General features: G+C 71.6%; 16 protein-coding genes and 1 pseudogene. 12 read left to right on the plus strand and 5 right to left on the minus strand.

The window, feature by feature from the left end; all coding sequences use genetic code 11:
• The 8 genes and pseudogenes from CG723_RS37860 to CG723_RS37895 form a co-directional block, all read left to right on the plus strand.
• Positions 1–318, plus strand: a pseudogene (locus CG723_RS37860) (LLM class flavin-dependent oxidoreductase); the annotation flags it as partial.
• Complete coding sequence (locus CG723_RS37865; RefSeq protein ID WP_100598082.1) at positions 315–1,646, plus strand: NtaA/DmoA family FMN-dependent monooxygenase; 1,332 nt, start codon at positions 315–317, stop codon at positions 1,644–1,646. The pseudogene CG723_RS37860 and the gene CG723_RS37865, both read left to right, overlap by 4 nt.
• On the plus strand, positions 1,643–2,422 hold the full coding sequence (locus CG723_RS37870) for a DUF1684 domain-containing protein (RefSeq protein ID WP_100598083.1): 780 nt from the start codon (positions 1,643–1,645) through the stop codon (positions 2,420–2,422). The genes CG723_RS37865 and CG723_RS37870 overlap by 4 nt, the downstream gene beginning before the upstream one ends.
• A gap of 255 nt (positions 2,423–2,677) precedes the next feature.
• Positions 2,678–3,583, plus strand: coding sequence for a S1 family peptidase (locus CG723_RS37875; RefSeq protein WP_100598084.1), 906 nt, complete (start codon positions 2,678–2,680; stop codon positions 3,581–3,583).
• Positions 3,584–3,767: 184 nt separating this feature from the next.
• Positions 3,768–4,607 (plus strand): slipin family protein, encoded by an 840-nt coding sequence (locus tag CG723_RS37880; RefSeq protein WP_100598085.1) that lies wholly within the window; start codon positions 3,768–3,770, stop codon positions 4,605–4,607.
• Between the two features lie 237 nt (positions 4,608–4,844).
• Positions 4,845–5,927 (plus strand): S1 family peptidase, encoded by a 1,083-nt coding sequence (locus tag CG723_RS37885; protein WP_100598086.1) that lies wholly within the window; start codon positions 4,845–4,847, stop codon positions 5,925–5,927.
• Positions 5,928–6,235: 308 nt separating this feature from the next.
• Entirely contained in the window at positions 6,236–9,751 is a 3,516-nt protein-coding gene (locus CG723_RS37890) for a DNA polymerase III subunit alpha (protein ID WP_100598087.1), read from the plus strand.
• Complete coding sequence (locus CG723_RS37895) at positions 9,748–10,722, plus strand: DNA polymerase Y family protein (RefSeq protein WP_100598088.1); 975 nt, start codon at positions 9,748–9,750, stop codon at positions 10,720–10,722. Before CG723_RS37890 ends, CG723_RS37895 begins: the two co-directional genes overlap by 4 nt.
• 4 nt (positions 10,723–10,726) lie before the next feature.
• On the opposite strand, the gene CG723_RS37900 is transcribed toward CG723_RS37895, so the two are convergent.
• Entirely contained in the window at positions 10,727–11,101 is a 375-nt protein-coding gene (locus CG723_RS37900) for a cupin domain-containing protein (RefSeq protein WP_100598089.1), read from the minus strand.
• Between the two features lie 104 nt (positions 11,102–11,205).
• On the opposite strand from CG723_RS37900, the gene CG723_RS37905 reads away from it, so the two are divergent.
• Together CG723_RS37905 and CG723_RS37910 are read left to right on the plus strand one after the other, a co-directional pair.
• Positions 11,206–11,652 (plus strand): MarR family winged helix-turn-helix transcriptional regulator, encoded by a 447-nt coding sequence (locus tag CG723_RS37905; RefSeq protein ID WP_100598090.1) that lies wholly within the window; start codon positions 11,206–11,208, stop codon positions 11,650–11,652.
• A gap of 173 nt (positions 11,653–11,825) precedes the next feature.
• A complete protein-coding gene (locus CG723_RS37910; protein WP_100598091.1) occupies positions 11,826–12,692 on the plus strand; it encodes an esterase/lipase family protein in 867 nt (288 codons plus the stop codon).
• Positions 12,693–12,769: 77 nt separating this feature from the next.
• On the opposite strand, the gene CG723_RS37915 is transcribed toward CG723_RS37910, so the two are convergent.
• Positions 12,770–13,768, minus strand: coding sequence for a lytic polysaccharide monooxygenase (locus CG723_RS37915; RefSeq protein ID WP_100598092.1), 999 nt, complete (start codon positions 13,766–13,768; stop codon positions 12,770–12,772).
• Positions 13,769–13,958: 190 nt separating this feature from the next.
• Between CG723_RS37915 and CG723_RS37920 the strand changes: the two genes are divergently transcribed.
• A complete protein-coding gene (locus CG723_RS37920) occupies positions 13,959–14,438 on the plus strand; it encodes a GNAT family N-acetyltransferase (protein WP_100598093.1) in 480 nt (159 codons plus the stop codon).
• Positions 14,439–14,457: 19 nt separating this feature from the next.
• Here CG723_RS37920 and CG723_RS47140 read toward each other — a convergent pair whose 3' ends face one another.
• Positions 14,458–14,601 (minus strand): hypothetical protein, encoded by a 144-nt coding sequence (locus CG723_RS47140; protein ID WP_199842054.1) that lies wholly within the window; start codon positions 14,599–14,601, stop codon positions 14,458–14,460.
• Between the two features lie 110 nt (positions 14,602–14,711).
• Here CG723_RS47140 and CG723_RS37925 point away from each other — a divergent pair, with 110 nt between their 5' ends.
• A complete protein-coding gene (locus tag CG723_RS37925) occupies positions 14,712–15,347 on the plus strand; it encodes a class I SAM-dependent methyltransferase (protein WP_100598094.1) in 636 nt (211 codons plus the stop codon).
• On the opposite strand, the gene CG723_RS37930 is transcribed toward CG723_RS37925, so the two are convergent.
• Both CG723_RS37930 and CG723_RS37935 read right to left on the minus strand, forming a co-directional pair.
• Complete coding sequence (locus CG723_RS37930; protein ID WP_100598095.1) at positions 15,336–15,836, minus strand: DUF402 domain-containing protein; 501 nt, start codon at positions 15,834–15,836, stop codon at positions 15,336–15,338. The genes CG723_RS37925 and CG723_RS37930 overlap by 12 nt on opposite strands.
• Positions 15,817–16,737 (minus strand): GNAT family N-acetyltransferase, encoded by a 921-nt coding sequence (locus tag CG723_RS37935; RefSeq protein WP_100598096.1) that lies wholly within the window; start codon positions 16,735–16,737, stop codon positions 15,817–15,819. The genes CG723_RS37930 and CG723_RS37935 overlap by 20 nt, the downstream gene beginning before the upstream one ends.
• Between the last annotated feature and the right edge of the window lie 46 nt (positions 16,738–16,783).

The following is a 16,783-nucleotide window of genomic DNA, read 5'->3' on the forward strand; positions in this document are numbered from 1 at the left end:
GGCGGGGAGCGCGCGGCCGTGCCCGGCCACGGCGGGGGAGGGCCGCTGCCGAGCGACCTCGGCCCGCTCTACCGGGGCGGCCCGGTCGGCCTCGCCGACCTCGTCGCCGCCTGGCACCGCGCCGGAGCCGTGGACGGCTTCCACCTCACACCCGTCGAGCCGCGCCGTGACCTGGAGCGGCTCGTCAACGGCACGGTGCCGCTGCTCCAGCACCGCGGCCTGTTCCGCACGTTCTATCCGGGCAGCACCTTCAGGGAGCACCTGGGGCTCGCCCGGCCCGCCAACCAGTACGCCGCGCTCGCGGGGGGCCCGTCATGACCTCAACTGCCACGCCACGTAAGCACGTTCATCTCGCCGCCCACTTCCCGGGGGTCAACAACACCACCGTCTGGACCGATCCGCGCTCCCGCTCGCAGATCGACTTCGCGTCGTTCGAGCACCTCGCCCGCACCGCCGAGCGCGGCCTGTTCGACTTCTTCTTCCTCGCGGAGGGGCTGCGGCTGCGCGAGCACAAGGGGCGCGTCCACGATCTCGATGTCGTCGGGCGGCCGGAGTCCGTCACCGTCCTGAACGCCCTCGCGGCCGTCACCGAGCGCCTGGGCCTTGCCGCGACGGTCAACGCGACGTTCAACGAGCCCTACGAGACCGCCCGCAGGTTCGCCACGCTCGACCACCTCAGCGGGGGCCGCGCCGCCTGGAACGTCGTCACCTCCTCCGACGCGTTCACGGGCGAGAACTTCCGCCGCGGCGGCTTCCTCGACAGGGCGGACCGGTACACGCGTGCCGCAGAGTTCGTCGCCACGGCCCGCGAGCTGTGGGACTCCTGGACACCCGGAGGTGAGCCGCGGCCCTTCGCGCACACCGGCCGGCACTTCGACATCGAGGGCGAGTTCACGCTGCCGCGCTCCCCGCAAGGGCACCCCGTCGTCATTCAGGCCGGGGACTCGCCCGAGGGGCGTGAGTTCGCGGCGTCGGCGGCGGACGTGATCTTCACTAGGCACGGCACGCTGGAGGCGGGCCGCGCCTTCTACGCCGATGTGAAGAGCCGGCTCGCCACGTACGGGCGGTCCGCCGAGGACCTGAAGATCATGCCGGGTGTCACCGTGGTACTCGGCGACACCGCCGCCGAGGCCCAGGAGCGCGCCGCCGGGATCAGGCGGCAGCAGGTGTCCCCGCAGAACGCGCTCCTCACCCTGGAGCAGATCTGGGGCGTCGACCTCTGTGCGTACGACCCCGACGGGCCGCTGCCGGACATCGATCCGGTCGTCGACTCCGAGCTCTCCCAGGGCCGTACCAAGCGCGGCGACCCCCGTGCCATCGCCGAGCAGTGGCGCGCCCTGTCGCGCGCCAAGGGTCTGTCCATCCGGCAGACCGTCATCGAGACCACCACGCGCCAGTCGTTCATCGGCACCCCGCAGGCCGTCGCCGCCGAGCTCGACGAGTTCGTGCAGAGCGACGCGGCCGACGGCTTCATCCTCGTACCGCACCTCACCCCGGGCGGCCTGGACGAGTTCGTCGACCAGGTGGTGCCCCTGCTCCAGGAACGCGGGGCGTACCGCACGGAATACACCGGTACGACGCTGCGCTCCCATCTGGGGCTGAAAGAACCCGTACGCCCCGCACGCGAGGAAGGCCTGACCGCATGACCGACGACGCAGCCGGTGCCTGGCAGCAGTGGCACGAGCAGCGGACCGCATCCGTCTCCGAGCCCTACGGACCGCTCGCCCTCACCGGCACCCACTGGCTGGACGACTATCCGGAAGGCACACTTCCGGCCATTCCCGGGAAGTGGCGGGCCGACGGCGGCCAAGTCGTCCTGACCGCCGCCCCCGAGGACGGCCTCACCCGCGACGGACAGCCGCTGACCGGCGAGGTGCGGCTCACGGCCGACGCGCGGATCGGCCTCGGCGAGCGCCGCCTCGTCGTGATCGTGCGCGAAGGCCTGTGGGCCGTACGCGACTTCGACCCGCAGTCGGGGCCGCGACGCGACTTCGGAGGCATCGAGGCCACCGGCCACGACCCCCGCTGGACGGTCGAGGGCCGCTTCACGCCGTACGAGGAGAGCCGCACGGTCCGCGTCGAGAACGCCGACGGCAAGGAGCGCGGCCTCGGCCTCGGCGGTGAACTGGCCTTCTCCCTCGACGGACAGGACCTGACCCTCCAGGTCGCGGTGCAGGCGGACGGCTCGCTGTGGGCCGTGTTCGCCGACGCCACCAGCGGCGACGGGACCTTCCGGTTCCGCTTCCTGCGACCCGCCGCGCCCGACGCCGAAGGCCGTACGAGCGTCGACTTCAACCGCGCGGTGCTGCCGCCCTGCGCCTTCGCCGACCACTTCGTCTGCCCCTTCCCGCCGCCCGGCAACACCCTGCCGGTCAAGATCGAGGCCGGCGAACGGAACCTCGTCGGCCGCCACTCCGTCTGACAGAAGAGCCGAGCCCCGGCGGCCTGCGAACCACCGCAGCAGCCGTCGGGGCATGTGGACGTGTACCGGACGGACGGCCGAAAGGCGCCCTTGTGCCGGTCAGTTGAAACGCCGAATACTCCCGACCAGCGCTTGTCAGGGGCACCGCATCTTCGGAACATTCCGGAATCCGGAATCCGAACGGGAGCCGCTGGCTGCGCCTCACGGGCCCCCGACCCCACGCGGGCCCCCGACTTCCCTCGGGAGGAACGACCAGTGAGGATCAAGCGCACCACCCCCCGCAGTGGCATAGCGAGACGCGCCCGGATGATCTCCGTGGCCTCCGGACTCGTCGCCATCGGCGCACTCACCGTCCCCACGGCCAGCGCGTCGGACGCGCCCGTCGCGCACACCTTCAGCGCGACCCAGCTCACCCAGGCAGGCACGTCCGTCCTGAAGTCCGATGTACCCGGCACCGCCTGGACGGTCGACCAGAAGACCAACCAGGTCGTCGTCACCGCCGACAGCACGGTCTCCCAGGCCGAGATCGCCAGGATCCAGAAGGCGGCCGGCAGCAACGCGGGCGCCCTGAAGATCGAGCGCACCCCCGGCACGTTCAAGAAGCTGGTCTCCGGCGGCGACGCCATCTATGCGAGTAGCTGGCGCTGCTCGCTCGGCTTCAACGTCCGCTCGGGCAGCACCTACTACTTCCTGACCGCGGGCCACTGCACCGACGGCGCCGGCACCTGGTGGTCGAACTCGTCCCACTCGACGACCATCGGTTCGACCGCGGGATCCAGCTTCCCGGGCAACGACTACGGCCTCGTCAGGTACAGCAGCACGGGGACCCCGCCCGGAACGGTCGGCAGCCAGGACATCACCGGTGCGGCCACGCCGTCCGTGGGGACCACGGTCACCCGGCGCGGCTCGACCACCGGCATCCACAGCGGCCGCGTCACCGCGCTCAACGCCACCGTGAACTACGGCGGCGGCGACATCGTCTCCGGCCTCATCCAGACCACGGTCTGCGCCGAGCCCGGCGACTCCGGCGGCCCGCTCTACGGCGGCTCGACCGCGTACGGTCTGACCTCCGGCGGCAGCGGCAACTGCACCTCCGGTGGTACGACCTTTTTCCAGCCGGTCACCGAGGCGCTGAGTGCGTACGGAGTGAGCGTCTACTGATCCGTGTCCCTCGGCCGGCGGTCACCGGCCTTCGGACAGCGTGACCTGCAGCCAGCAGCAGGGAGCCCCCGTACGGCAACTGCCGTGCGGGGGCTCGCCCTTGTGCGCGTTCCGGAGTTACCTTCGAAGGAGAAACCGTCGAAAAACGTCCCTGAGTGCCTGGGTCCGACCCCTGGAGGCCTCCATGGTCGAGGAGCTGGTGGTGGCGGGAGCCGCTGCCGCGTCCGCCGCGGTGATCTGCGTGACGGCCGCGGCAGCGCGCGTCGTCAATCAGTACGAGCGGGGCGTGGTCTTCCGTCTGGGGCGGCTGCGACCGGATGTGCGCGGCCCGGGGTTCACGATGATCGTGCCGTTCGTGGACCGGCTCCGTAAGGTCAACATGCAGATCGTCACGATGCCGGTGCCCGCGCAGGACGGCATCACGCGGGACAACGTCACGGTGCGGGTCGACGCCGTCATCTACTTCAAGGTGGTTGACGCGTCCGAGGCCGTCGTACAGGTGGAGGACTACCGGTTCGCCGTCTCCCAGATGGCGCAGACGTCGCTGCGCTCCATCATCGGCAAGAGCGACCTCGACGACCTTCTCTCGAACCGCGAAAAGCTCAACCAGGGCCTCGAGTTGATGATCGACAGCCCGGCCATCGGCTGGGGCGTGCAGATCGACCGCGTCGAGATCAAGGACGTGTCGCTGCCCGAGACCATGAAACGCTCGATGTCGCGGCAGGCCGAGGCGGAGCGCGAGCGGCGCGCCCGGATCATCAACGCGGACGCCGAACTCCAGGCGTCCAGGAAGCTCGCCGAGGCGGCCTCGGAGATGTCCGAACAGCCCGCGGCGCTCCAACTGAGACTCCTGCAGACCGTGGTGGCCGTCGCCGCCGAGAAGAACTCGACCCTCGTACTGCCCTTCCCGGTGGAGCTGCTGCGCTTCCTGGAACGGGCGACGCCGGGGGATGCGGCGCGGCAGCCGGCCGCCGAGCGGCCGCCGATTCCCGGCCCAGCGGCATCGGAATCAAGACAGGACTAGACCTCACCCATTGCGGACCGCCCCTCTGCGCGGAGTGTTTGCAGTGGGAACCGACGTGGTGCGACAGGCGCATGACGGGGGTGCATGCGGCCGGGGGAGCGCATAGCGTCAGTCGCACGCGCGTCCTGAAGTCGACCTTGTGTGTCCCCTGTGGCCGTCGGGATAGTGGGCGCGTCAACCTACGGGACCGGCTCACCCCACAGCGGTCGGTTCCGACCCCCCACAGGAGGACGAGAGTTGAAGCACCGACGCATACCCAAGCGGCGTGCCGCCGCGGTAGGAGCGGGCATCGCCGCCCTGGTCGCCGCGGGAGTCACCTTCCAGACTGCGAACGCGAGCACGGACACCCCTGATGTGGCCCCGCAGACCCTGTCGATCGCGAAGGCCGGAAATCTCGCCTCGTCCCTGACCAAGGACCTCGGAGCGGACTCGGCGGGCACGTACTACGACGCGAAGGCCAAGCACCTCGTCGTGAACGTCCTGAACAAGGACGCGGCGGACGTCGTGCGGGCGGCCGGAGCCAAGGCCAGAGTCGTCGAGAACTCCCTGGCCGAACTGAAGGGCGCCCGCACCACCCTGAAGCAGGACGCGACGATCCCCGGCACCTCGTGGGCGGTCGACCCGGCCACCAACAAGGTCGTCGTGACCGCCGACCGCACGGTCGACACGGCCGCGTGGAGCAAGCTGAGCAAGGTCGTCGACGGTCTCGGCTCCAAGGCCGAACTCCAGCGCACCAAGGGGGAGTTCAAGCCCCTCATCGCGGGCGGCGACGCCATCACCGGCAGCGGCGGCCGGTGCTCCCTCGGCTTCAACGTGGTCAAGGGCGGCCAGCCGTACTTCATCACGGCCGGCCACTGCACCGAGGCGATCTCGACCTGGTCGGACTCGAGCGGCCAGGAGATCGGCACGAACGAGCAGTCCAGCTTCCCGGACAACGACTTCGGCCTGGTCAAGTACACCGCCGACGTCGCGCACCCGAGCGAGGTCGACCTCTACAACGGCTCCAGCCAGCAGATCACCAAGGCGGGCGACGCGACCGTCGGCATGAAGGTGACCCGCAGCGGCTCCACGACCCAGGTCCACGACGGCAGCGTCACCGGCCTGGACGCCACCGTGAACTACGGCAACGGCGACATCGTCAACGGCCTCATCCAGACCGACGTCTGCGCCGAGCCCGGCGACAGCGGCGGCTCGCTCTTCTCGGGCGACACCGCGATCGGCCTCACCTCGGGCGGCAGCGGCGACTGCAGCTCCGGCGGGGAGACCTTCTTCCAGCCGGTGACGGAGGCGCTGTCCACGTTCGGCGCCGAGATCGGCTGATGTAACGACAGCGGGACAGCCGGAAGCCCGGACAGCCAGACGCAGGGGCCGACCCGTCATCGACGGGTCGGCCCCTCGCGTTCTGGGCGGTTCGGGCGTGCCGGGTGCTTCGGGGCCCGGGCGGGGTGTCAGCTGTCTGGATCATGCTCCCACGGTCCGGGGAGCACGGTGTTCGTGCAGGTGGGGTGGGCTGAACGGGTGCCCGGGGCAGCGACCTCACTCGGATGTCGCACATGCGTTCGATACTTGGTCTATGGTGGTGGTGGGGAGGCGAGAGCAGGTCGGTTCGAGGTGCGCAGGAGGTGCGTGTGCCAGGGTTCACGCATTTGCACACCGTTTCCGGGTTCTCCCTTCGGTACGGGGCCTCGCACCCGGAGCGGCTGGCCGAGCGTGCCTCCGAACGGGGCATGGACGCACTCGCCCTCACCGACCGGGACACCCTCTCGGGCTCGGTCAGGTTCGCCAAGGCCTGCGTCAAGGCAGGGGTGCGGCCGCTGTTCGGGACGGACCTCGCGGTGGGCGGACCCCCGCCGGCCGGATCCCCCGCGCCGGGCCGCACCCCGGCCGAGCGCCGCAGGCAGCCCGTGCGCGGTGGTGCCTTCATCGACGAGTCGACCCCGCGCGTGACCTTCCTCGCCCGCGACGGAGCCATCGGCTGGGCCTCCCTGTGCCGCCTGGTCACCGCCGCCCACGCCGCCGGCGAGACCCGGCTGACCTGGGAGGACAACCACGGCGACGGCCTGACCGTGCTGCTCGGACCCGCGTCCGACGTCGGCCGCGCGCTCGCCGCGGGCCGCCCCGACCGGGCCGCGCACCTCCTCGTCCCCTGGCGGGAGATCTACGGCGACGCCCTGCGCCTCGAAGCCGTCCACCACGGACGCGAGGGCACGGGCCCCGGATCCCTGCGCCTGGCCGCCCGCACCGTCGGCTTCGCCGCCGAGCAGGGCATCCGCCCCGTCCTCAGCAACGACGTCCGGTACGCCGACCCGGGCCTCGGCCCGGTCGCCGATGTCCTCGACGCCGCGCGCCGCCTCGTCCCGGTCGACCCCCGCAAGGAACTCGACAGCGGCGAGCGCTGGCTGAAGGACGCCGGGGCCATGCTGATGACGGCCGAACGGGTGGTGGAGGCCGCGGGCTTCCGCCGCGACGCCGCGTACCGGCTGCTCGAACAGACCAACGCCGTGGCGGCCGAATGCCGCGTCGACCCCGAGGACGACCTCGGCCTCGGCTCCGTGCACTTCCCCGAACCGCGGCTCGTCGGCGCCGGCCGCCGCACCGCCCAGCGGGTCCTCGTGTCGCGGGCGGCGGCGGGGATGCTGCGCCTCGGGTACGACCGGAAGCGGGAGTACTGGGAGCGGATGCACCGCGAGCTGGACATCATCGCGTACCACGACTTCGCCACCTACTTCCTGACGGTGTCCCAAGTCGTCGACGACGTACGGGACATGGGCATCCGGGTCGCCGCGCGCGGCTCCGGTGCCGGGTCCCTGGTCAACCATCTGCTCGGGATCGCGCACGCGGACCCGGTCGAACACGGCCTCCTCATGGAGCGGTTCCTGTCCAAGCGCCGCTCCGTCCTGCCCGACATCGACATCGACGTGGAGTCGGCCCGGCGCCTGGAGGTCTACCGGGCGATCATCGACCGGTTCGGCGCCGAGCGCGTCGCGACCGTCTCGATGCCGGAGACGTACCGCGTCCGCCATGCCGTACGCGATGTGGGCGCGGCCCTGTCCATGGACCCGGCCGACATCGACCGGATCGCCAAGTCCTTCCCGCACATCCGTGCCCGCGACGCGCGGGCAGCGCTGGAGGAACTGCCCGAACTGCGGGAACTGGTAGGGGAGTCCCGGCGGGGCGGGGACAGGTACGGACGCATGTGGGAGCTGGTCGAGGCGCTCGACGCGCTGCCGCGCGGTATCGCCATGCACCCGTGCGGGGTGCTGCTCTCGGACGCCTCGCTGCTCGCCCGTACACCCGTCATGCCGACCAGCGGCGAGGGCTTTCCCATGTCGCAGTTCGACAAGGAGGACGTCGAGGACCTCGGCCTGCTCAAGCTCGACGTCCTCGGGGTGCGGATGCAGTCGGCGATGGCGCACGCGGTCGCGGAGACCGAGCGCGCGACCGGCTCCACGGTGGACCTGGACGCGGTGGCGCCCGGTGACCCGGAGACGTACCGGCTCATCAAGTCCACCGAGACGCTGGGCTGTTTCCAGATCGAGTCGCCGGGCCAGCGGGACCTGGTGGGGCGGCTCCAGCCGGCCACCTTCCACGACCTCGTGGTGGACATCTCGCTGTTCCGCCCGGGACCCGTCGCCGCCGACATGGTGCGGCCGTTCATCGAGGCGCGGCACGGGCGTGCGCCGGTCCGCTATCCGCACCGCGACCTGGAGGGACCCCTGAAGGAGACGTACGGGGTCGTCGTCTTCCACGAGCAGATCATCGAGATCGTGAACATCATGACGGGGTGCGGCCGCGACGAGGCGGACCGGGTCAGGAGGGGGCTGTCCGACCCCGATTCGCAGGGGCGCATCCGGTTCTGGTTCGCACAGCAGGCGGCGGCGCACGGATACGACGCCGAGACCATCGCCCGCACCTGGGAGATCGTCGAGGCCTTCGGGTCGTACGGGTTCTGCAAGGCACACGCCGTCGCCTTCGCGGTGCCGACCTACCAGTCGGCGTGGCTGAAGGCCCATCACCCGGCCGCGTTCTACGCGGGGTTGCTCACCCATGACCCCGGGATGTACCCGAAGCGGCTGATTCTCGCGGACGCGCGGCGGCGCGGGGTGCCGGTCCTTCCGCTGGACGTGAACAAGTCCGCGGTCGCTCACCGTATCGAACTGGTGTCTGATAAAGGGAGTGCCGGTCGCGAAAGTGGTGGTCACGAAAGTGGCGGTCGCAAAAAGGAGAAGTGGGGCGTGCGGCTCGCGCTCTCCGACGTGCACGGCATCAGCGAGGCCGAGGCGGCCCGCATCGAGGAGGGGCAGCCCTACTCCTCGCTGCTCGACTTCTGGGAGCGGGCCAGGCCCAGCCGGCCGCTCGCGCAGCGGCTCGCCCAGGTCGGCGGGCTCGACGCGTTCGGCGCCAACCGGCGTGACCTGCAACTCCACTTGACCGAACTGCACCGGGGAACGCGCGGGTCCCGAGGCGCCCGCGGCGCCCAACTGCCCCTGTCCGGCGGCCACGGGACCGCGCCGGCCGGCCTGCCCGACCTCGGCGACGCCGAGCGGCTCAGCGCCGAACTCGGGGTACTCGGGATGGACGCCTCCCGCCATCTCATGGGCGACCACGAGAAGTTCCTCGAGGAGCTGGGAGTGCTGACGGCGCGCCGCCTGCGCGAGGCCGAGCACGGCAAGGTCGTGCTGGTCGCGGGTGCCAAGGTCGCCACGCAGACCCCGCCGATCCGCTCCGGAGAGCGCGTCATCTTCACGACCCTGGACGACGGCACGGGCCTGGTCGACCTGGCCTTCTTCGACGACGCGCACGCCGCGTGCGCGCACACCGTCTTCCACTCGTGGCTGCTCCTGGTCCGCGGCACGGTCCAGCGGCGCGGACCGCGCAGCCTCAGCGTGGTGGGCGCGGCCGCGTGGAACCTCGCGGACCTGGTGGAGGTGCGCCGGCAGGGCGGCCTCGACGCGGTGGCGCTGCGCCTGGCGGAGCCGCCCGAGCAGCCGCCGTCCGACGAGGACGACCCGGTCGACGGCCGTCGTATCCGCATGGCCACGGGATACGAGATGCACCCCTGGGCGGACCTGCGCCCGGCGGGCGACGGCCAGTCCGGACCGCCGCGCAAACTGTGGCACCAGAGCCCAGGGAGCGCAGGATGACCACTCTGTACGTACGGTTCCTGCTGCCGCCCGTGTACGAGGCGGCACTGCCCCAACTGATCGGCCTGCTGGGCGAGTTCAGCCCGACGGTCGAGGCGCTGCCGCCCGACGCCGCCCTCGTGGACCTGGGCGGCGCCGTGCGCTACTTCGGGCGGGACGCCGTCGAACTCGCCGCGGTGATCCGGGTGCGGGCGCTCGCCCTGTACGGGGTGGAGTGCGTGATCGGCGCGGGCCCCGGCCCGATGCTGGCGCGGATGGCCGCGCGGACGGCCTCGCCCGGGGTGACCCGGGTGGTGCCGGGGGACCCCGGCGCCGTGGCGGAGTTCCTCGCCGGGCAGCCGGTCGCCGCGCTGCCCGGCGTCGGCGCCGCCACCGCCCGCACCCTGTGCGAGTACGGGCTCGACACCCTGGACAGGGTGGCCGCCGCCCCGCAGGGCACCCTGCAACGGCTCACCACCGCCCGTATCGGCCGTGAACTGCACGAGAAGGCGCGCGGCGTCGACCGCACCCGGGTCACACCCAACGCCGCCACGCGGTCCACCGCCGCCGAACGCCCCTTCCCGCGCGACGAACTCGACCCGTACCGGCACCGCCGCGCCCTGCTCTCCCTCGCCGACGAGCTGGGCGCCCGGCTCCGCGACGGGAAGCAGGTGTGCCGCTCGCTGACCCTCACCGTGCGCTACGCCGACCGGTCCACGACGACCCGCAGTCGTACGCTCCCCGAGCCCACCGGGCACACGACCGCGCTGTCCACGGCCGCGTACCGGATGTACGAGGCGCTCGGCCTGCAGCGGGCCAGGGTGCGGGCGCTCGCTCTGCGGGCGGAGGGGCTCCGCCCGGTCGAGGGTTCCGCCTGTCAGCTGACCTTCGACCCCGCGGACGAGAAGGCGCGGGCGCTGGAGGCGGTGGCCGACCGGGCCCGGGCGCGGTTCGGACCCGGGGCGATCGTGCCCGGGCGGCTCGCGGCGTGAGCCGCTACTGAGCCCAGGGCGGCGTGAGGCGGGTGCCGTCCGCCAGCACGGCCTCCAGGCCCGCGGACGTCGTGACCCACATGGCGGCGGGCGAGTCGCCGGGGTTCTCGACGGTGAGGGTCGCGCCCGGATTGACGATCGCGGTGTCGCCCGCGGCGAGCGTGTCCGTGCGCCCGTCGACCGTGAAGCGCAGACTGCCGCTGAGCACGTGCAGGATCTCCTCGCGGGACACCGTGTGGGCGACGCCCGGGGTGCCCGCCGGGATCTCGGCCCGCCAGGCGCACAGCTCCTTGCTGCCGGCGGCGGGTTTGGCGTACGAGACGAAACGGACGCCGTGCATCTCGTGAACGACGGCATCGGATGCGCGGACGACTGGCATGGCGACTCCCTTGAGCGGATCGGTCGAGCGAGCTATGTAGTCAAGCAACTTGACTACATAGTCAGGCAGCTTGACCAAACCGTCAAGGGTGTTTCAATGGCTCCGTGCAGAACTCCGAGGCCATGGCCCTGTCCGCCGCCCTGCTCTCCGCCGCCGGCGAGCTGACGCAACGCATCCACGAGGGGGTCGTCGCCCGCGGCTTCGAGGGGCTGCGGCCCGCGCACGGATTCGCCTTCGCGCGGCTCTCCTGGGACGGCGCCACCGCCACCGACCTCGCCGCGCATCTGGGGGTCACCAAGCAGGCCGCGAGCCAGCTCGTCGACGAGCTCGTGCGCAAGGGCTACGCCGAGCGCCGGCCCCACCCGGACGACGCCCGCGCCCGGCTCGTCGTCATGACCGAACGCGGCTGGGCCTGCGCACGGGCCGCCGAGGAGTCCGCCGCCGACGCCGTACGGCCGTGGGTCGAGCGGCTCGGCGAGCGCAAGGCCCGTGCTCTGCTGGACCAGTTGACCGCCGTCGCGCCTGACGGACCCATCAGGCCCGCCTGGTGACACCGCGTCAGCACCGGAAGCGTCCAGCTACCACTGCAAGTTTTTACTGACGCGTAACTTCACTCTTTTACTACTGGCGCGTAATTTGGCTGGCAGTACAGCATCCTCGTGATCCGGATCACAGGGCACGCACCCCACATCGCAACTCCCTTGAGCCGCAAGGAGATCACACGATGCTGCCCCGGAACTGGAAACGTGCGGTCAGATCCCTGACCGCGGCCCTGCTGCTCACCGCCGTGGCCGGCGCCGTCCCCGCCGCCGCCCACGCCGACACCGCCGTCAGCAGCGGCTGGAACAACTACGCCTGCAAGCCGTCCGCCGCTCACCCGCGCCCCGTCGTCCTCGTCCACGGCACCTTCGGGAACTCCGTCGACAACTGGCTGGTCCTCGCCCCCTACCTGGTGAACCGCGGCTACTGTGTCTTCTCGCTCGACTACGGACAGTTGCCCGGCGTCCCGCTCTTCTACGGCCTCGGCCCCATCGACAAGTCGGCGGGCCAGCTCGACACCTTCGTCGACAAGGTGCTCGCCGCCACCGGCGCCCCCAAGGCCGACCTCGTCGGCCACTCGCAGGGCGGCATGATGCCCCGCTACTACCTCAAGTTCCTCGGTGGCGCCGCGAAGGTGAACTCCCTCGTCGGCGTCGCGCCCGACAACCACGGCACCACCCTGAACGGCCTGACGAACCTCCTGCCGTACTTCCCCGGGGTCGGTGACCTGCTGACCCTCGCCACCCCCGGCCTCGCCGACCAGATGGCGGGCTCCCCGTTCATCACCAAGCTCAACCAGGGCGGGGACACCGTCCCCGGCGTCCACTACACCGTCATCGCGACCAAGTACGACGAGGTCGTCACGCCGTACGGCACCCAGTTCCTGAGCGGCCCCGACGTCCGCAACGTCAAGCTCCAGGACCTGTGCTCCGTCGACCTGTCCGAGCACGTCGCCATCGGCACCATCGACCGCGTCGCCTTCCACGAGGTCGCGAACGCCCTCGACCCGGCCCACGCCACCCCCACCACCTGCGCCTCGGCGGTGAGTTGAGCGCACCGCAGCCAGAAACGCAAAAGGGCCGCCGCCTCCAGGAGTGGGCAGGGAGACGGCGGCCCGGCTGTGCGGCGTCAGCGGCTGTGACGCCCACCCGCCACGGAGCGGCGCCGCACCGACGCGAACATCGTCGCGGCACCGATCGCCAGAACCGCGGCGCCGCCCATCGCGATGTACGGGGTGGTGCTGTCGCCGCCCGTCTCGGCGAGGTTGTCGTCGGCGAGGGGCTTCGCGGCACCGCCCTTCGCCTCGGGCCCGTGGCCGCCCGTCGAGTCGTCGGCGGCGTCGGCAGCGGGGGCCGCGGACTCCTCGGCCTGCGGCTCGGCGCTGCCCCCGGCGTCACCGTGGTGGTGCTCCACGGACGACTTGCCGGCACCGTCCGCGATCTCCTGGTCGGAGGGCGCGGACGCGGCGGGAGCGGCCGCACCGGCCCCGCTGTCCTTGCCGAACACCACGTCGGAGCACGTGTAGAAGGCCTCGGGGGAGTCGGAGCGCTGCCAGACCGAGTAGATGAGGTGACGGCCCGACCGTGCCGGGACGTCACCGTCGAAGACGTAGTCGCCGTTCTCCAGCTTCGGGTCGGTGACCTTGACGAAGGGCTGAGCCTCCAGGTCCGACCACTTCAGCGGCTTCGCCGGGTCGTACGAGTCCTTGGTGATGTACAGCTCGAACGAGCCCTTGTGCGGGGCCGTTCCCTTGTAGTGGAAGGTGTGGCTGCCCGCCGACATCGGGCTCGACGGCCAGTCGGCGCGCGGAAGGTCGAGCCCCTTGTACTTGTCGTTGCCCGCGCTGCACAGCTTGCCGTCGGGGATGATCTCCTTCGACCTGCCCGCGGCGTTCGCGATGTTGACCGCGTTCCAGTCGTAGAAGGCCTGCGCGCCACTGGCCGCGACGGCGGCCTTGCACGCCGCTGACTGCGGGCTCTCCGGGCCCTCCGCGTAGCAGGCGGAGACGCGGCTGACCGGATCCGTCATCGAGCCGTGCGCCGACGCGGGCGCGGCGGCCAGCGCGGTCAGGGCGAACGGGACGGCACCTGCGACGGCGAACGCGGCGGCCTTGCGGCGAACTGTCATGAGTGGAACTCCTCAACGGCGGTTCAGGGGTGGGGGGACGGGCCGCGACGACGGCCCCGGCGGTGAGAAAGCTAGCCCCTGAAAACCGCGAAATCGCCTGCTGAGGGCAGGCGATGGCGATCTTTATGGTGCGGTTAAGGGAGGGCTAATCGGGGGCTCAGACTGCGATCATGTCCCGTACTGTGCGGCCATGACTCACACAGTTCGCCGCGCCGAAGCAGCCGACGTGCCCGCAGTGAAAGCGGTGACCGACGCCGCGTACCGCCACTACATCGACCGGATCGGAGTGGTGCCCGCGCCCATGGAGGCCGACCACGGCGCCGAGGTGGCCGCGGGCAAGGTGTACGTCGTGGACGGCGAGCGAGGCGGCGGGCCCGCCGTCATCGGGCTCGTCGTCATCGAGCCCCGCGAGGACCATCTGTTCCTCGACAGCATCGCCGTCCACCCCGACGCCCATGGACAGGGCGTGGGGCGGCGGCTGCTGGCGTTCGTCGACGAGCACGCGCGCGTGCTCGGCCTTCCCGAGGTGCGGCTCTACACGAACGCGATGATGTGGGAGAACCAGGAGCTCTATCCGCGCTACGGATACGAGGTCGTGGAGCGCCGCACCGACGGCCTCTACGACCGCATCCACTACCGCAAGCGGCTCTCCGCGGCCCGGTCCGCCTGACGCGTGCGTCCCGGCCCGCTCACTCGTCGGGCCACCACGTGCGCCGGATGTCCTTGCGCACTTCCGGACGGTCGTGGCGGCGCTCCGCGGCGGCGTCGTCCTGCTGCTGCCGGCGGGTGGTGCTGGTCTTCGCCACGGGCTTGTTGATGGTCACACGGCGCATGACTGCCTCCTGTGCCTACCCCGGTTCCACTGCGGTACCGCTGTAGACGTGTTCCCCGGAGGGTGACGCATCGAAGCGTGATTGTCAGTGGCAGGTGTCACGATCTGGGCATGAGGATGAGCGAGGACACCACGAAACGGGACATGACGCCCCTCGGACCGGTCGACTGGGACACCGAGGCCGCGGCCTTCGACGACGAACCCGACCATGGCCTGCGTGATCCCGCCGTGCGCGAGGCCTGGGCCGCGCGCCTGCGGGACTGGCTGCCGGATCACCCCTGTGACCTGCTCGACCTGGGCTGCGGCACGGGCAGCATGTCGCTGCTCGCCACCGACCAGGGACACAGCGTGACCGCGGTCGACCTGTCGCCCGCCATGGTGGACCTCGCGCGCGCCAAGCTGGCCGGCCGGGCCGCGCGGGTGCTCGTCGGGGACGCCGCGGCGCCGCCCGTCGCAGGCGAGACCTTCGACGTCATACTCATGCGGCACGTCGCGTGGACACTGCCCGACCTCGACGGCGCCCTCGCGCACTGGCTCTCGCTGCTGCGGCCCGGCGGGCGGCTGATCCTGGTGGAGGGCGTGTGGGGAACGCTCAGCCCCGTCGGCATCCCGGCGGCCCGGCTCACCGGCGCCCTCGCTCCGCTCGTCGCCCACATCCGGCACGAACCGCTCTCCGGGGACGCGCTGCTGTGGGGGAGACAGGTCGAGGACGACCGGTACGCGGTGGTCGCGACGCTAGGCCAATAGCCGGCCGAACCCCTCGGTGCGCGCGAGGAGTTCGAGGTCGTCGAGGGCGCGGACTGCGGCCGCCGCCGCGTGCGGGTCGCGCTCCGCGAGCCCGCTCTCCGCGAACTCGTCCTCGTCGAGGCGCAGTACGTCGCTGCCGTCCGCCGAGACCCACAGGTCGAGGTCGAGATCCTCCACGCGGAGCTCGCCGCCCTCGCGGACCGCCGGCCGCGTCACATCGCAGTACCAGCCCTTGAACGTGCCGCCGCCGGTGCGTACCTCCTTGACCGCGTACCACCGGTCCCGCCAGTAGTGCTCGGTGAAGACGTCGCCCGGCCCGAACTGCACGAACCCGAAGTCCCTGACCCCGGGGGAGGCCCAGGCGGCGGTGACGGTCACGCGCGTGCCGTCGTCACGGACGACGTCCGCGGGGTAACGGATCTTGAGCCGGCCCGCCTTGACGAGGACCACGTCGAGGGCCTCGGCGGGATCAGGTGAGGGTGCGGACATGGCGTACCTCCGTGGCACAGATCTCGTAGCCGAACCATTTGTTGATCGCGAGCATCGGGCCGTTCCCCGCGTCGTTGCCCGTGAACGCCTCAGTGATGCCGGCCTCGCGGGCGCGGTGCAGGGAGTCGTTCTTGGCGAGCTTGGCCAGGCCGTGGCCGCGGAACTCCCGCGCGGTGCCGGTCATCCCGGACATGTAGCGGGTCTCGTCGTCGGTACGGGCCAGACTGAACGCCACGGGCCGGCCGCAGACCACGGCCACCGACGTCAGCCGATGGTCGGTCAGCGGATGGTGCCAGGTCTCGTCGAGCCAGTGCTCGTAGTCCGTGAACTCCGTGGCCACGTCGCTCGGTTCGTCGCTCACCGTCTCCGCGTCCAGGTCGAACAGGGGACGCGGGCCGTCCGCGAAGTCCGCGCCGGTCCGCAGCGTCACTCCGGCCGGCGGCGCGGTGAGCGGGGGCAGCGTGCCGTGCGCCAGGTCGAGTCGGAGGAAGTGGGCGGGGCGGCTGGCGTGGTAGCCGCGGCGCGTGGCGAACGCCCGGTCGTCCGGGGTGTCGAGCACCCACGAGTAGACGGCGACGGCGCCCTCACCGGCGAGGTACTCCTCCGCCGCCCGCACGATCAGCGACCCGGCCCCGAGCCCGCGGCGCTCCGGGTGCACATAGGCGTTCACATAGCCCTGCCCCGGGTCCGGACTGTCGTACGCGATCCCGACCTGCGCGGTGCCGACGACCTCGCCCTCGGCCTCGGCGACCAGCGGCCGGTACCGGGCGTCCGGATGGGCGTGCGCCAGATCGAAGGCGACCGACTCGGCGGTCGCGAGCATGGCGGGCAGCGCGGCGCGCCGCACCCGGGCGAACGCCGCAGCGTCCTCGGGCCGCAGAGCCCGGACGATCACAGTCATACGGCCGCACGCTACGCGCGGGTCGCGCCTGGGTGCCTCCCATTTT

Source organism: Streptomyces sp. CB01635 (assembly GCF_002803065.1).
GTDB lineage: Bacteria > Actinomycetota > Actinomycetes > Streptomycetales > Streptomycetaceae > Streptomyces.

Coding starts and splice junctions, on each gene's coding strand:
- CG723_RS37865 (WP_100598082.1), top strand. CDS start 315: ATGACCTCAACTGCCACGCCACGTAAGCACGTTCATCTCGCCGCCCAC.
- CG723_RS37870 (WP_100598083.1), top strand. CDS start 1,643: ATGACCGACGACGCAGCCGGTGCCTGGCAGCAGTGGCACGAGCAGCGG.
- CG723_RS37880 (WP_100598085.1), top strand. CDS start 3,768: ATGGTCGAGGAGCTGGTGGTGGCGGGAGCCGCTGCCGCGTCCGCCGCG.
- CG723_RS37895 (WP_100598088.1), top strand. CDS start 9,748: ATGACCACTCTGTACGTACGGTTCCTGCTGCCGCCCGTGTACGAGGCG.
- CG723_RS37900 (WP_100598089.1), bottom strand. CDS start 11,101: ATGCCAGTCGTCCGCGCATCCGATGCCGTCGTTCACGAGATGCACGGC.
- CG723_RS37910 (WP_100598091.1), top strand. CDS start 11,826: ATGCTGCCCCGGAACTGGAAACGTGCGGTCAGATCCCTGACCGCGGCC.
- CG723_RS37915 (WP_100598092.1), bottom strand. CDS start 13,768: ATGACAGTTCGCCGCAAGGCCGCCGCGTTCGCCGTCGCAGGTGCCGTC.
- CG723_RS37920 (WP_100598093.1), top strand. CDS start 13,959: ATGACTCACACAGTTCGCCGCGCCGAAGCAGCCGACGTGCCCGCAGTG.
- CG723_RS47140 (WP_199842054.1), bottom strand. CDS start 14,601: ATGCGCCGTGTGACCATCAACAAGCCCGTGGCGAAGACCAGCACCACC.
- CG723_RS37925 (WP_100598094.1), top strand. CDS start 14,712: ATGAGGATGAGCGAGGACACCACGAAACGGGACATGACGCCCCTCGGA.
- CG723_RS37930 (WP_100598095.1), bottom strand. CDS start 15,836: ATGTCCGCACCCTCACCTGATCCCGCCGAGGCCCTCGACGTGGTCCTC.
- CG723_RS37935 (WP_100598096.1), bottom strand. CDS start 16,737: ATGACTGTGATCGTCCGGGCTCTGCGGCCCGAGGACGCTGCGGCGTTC.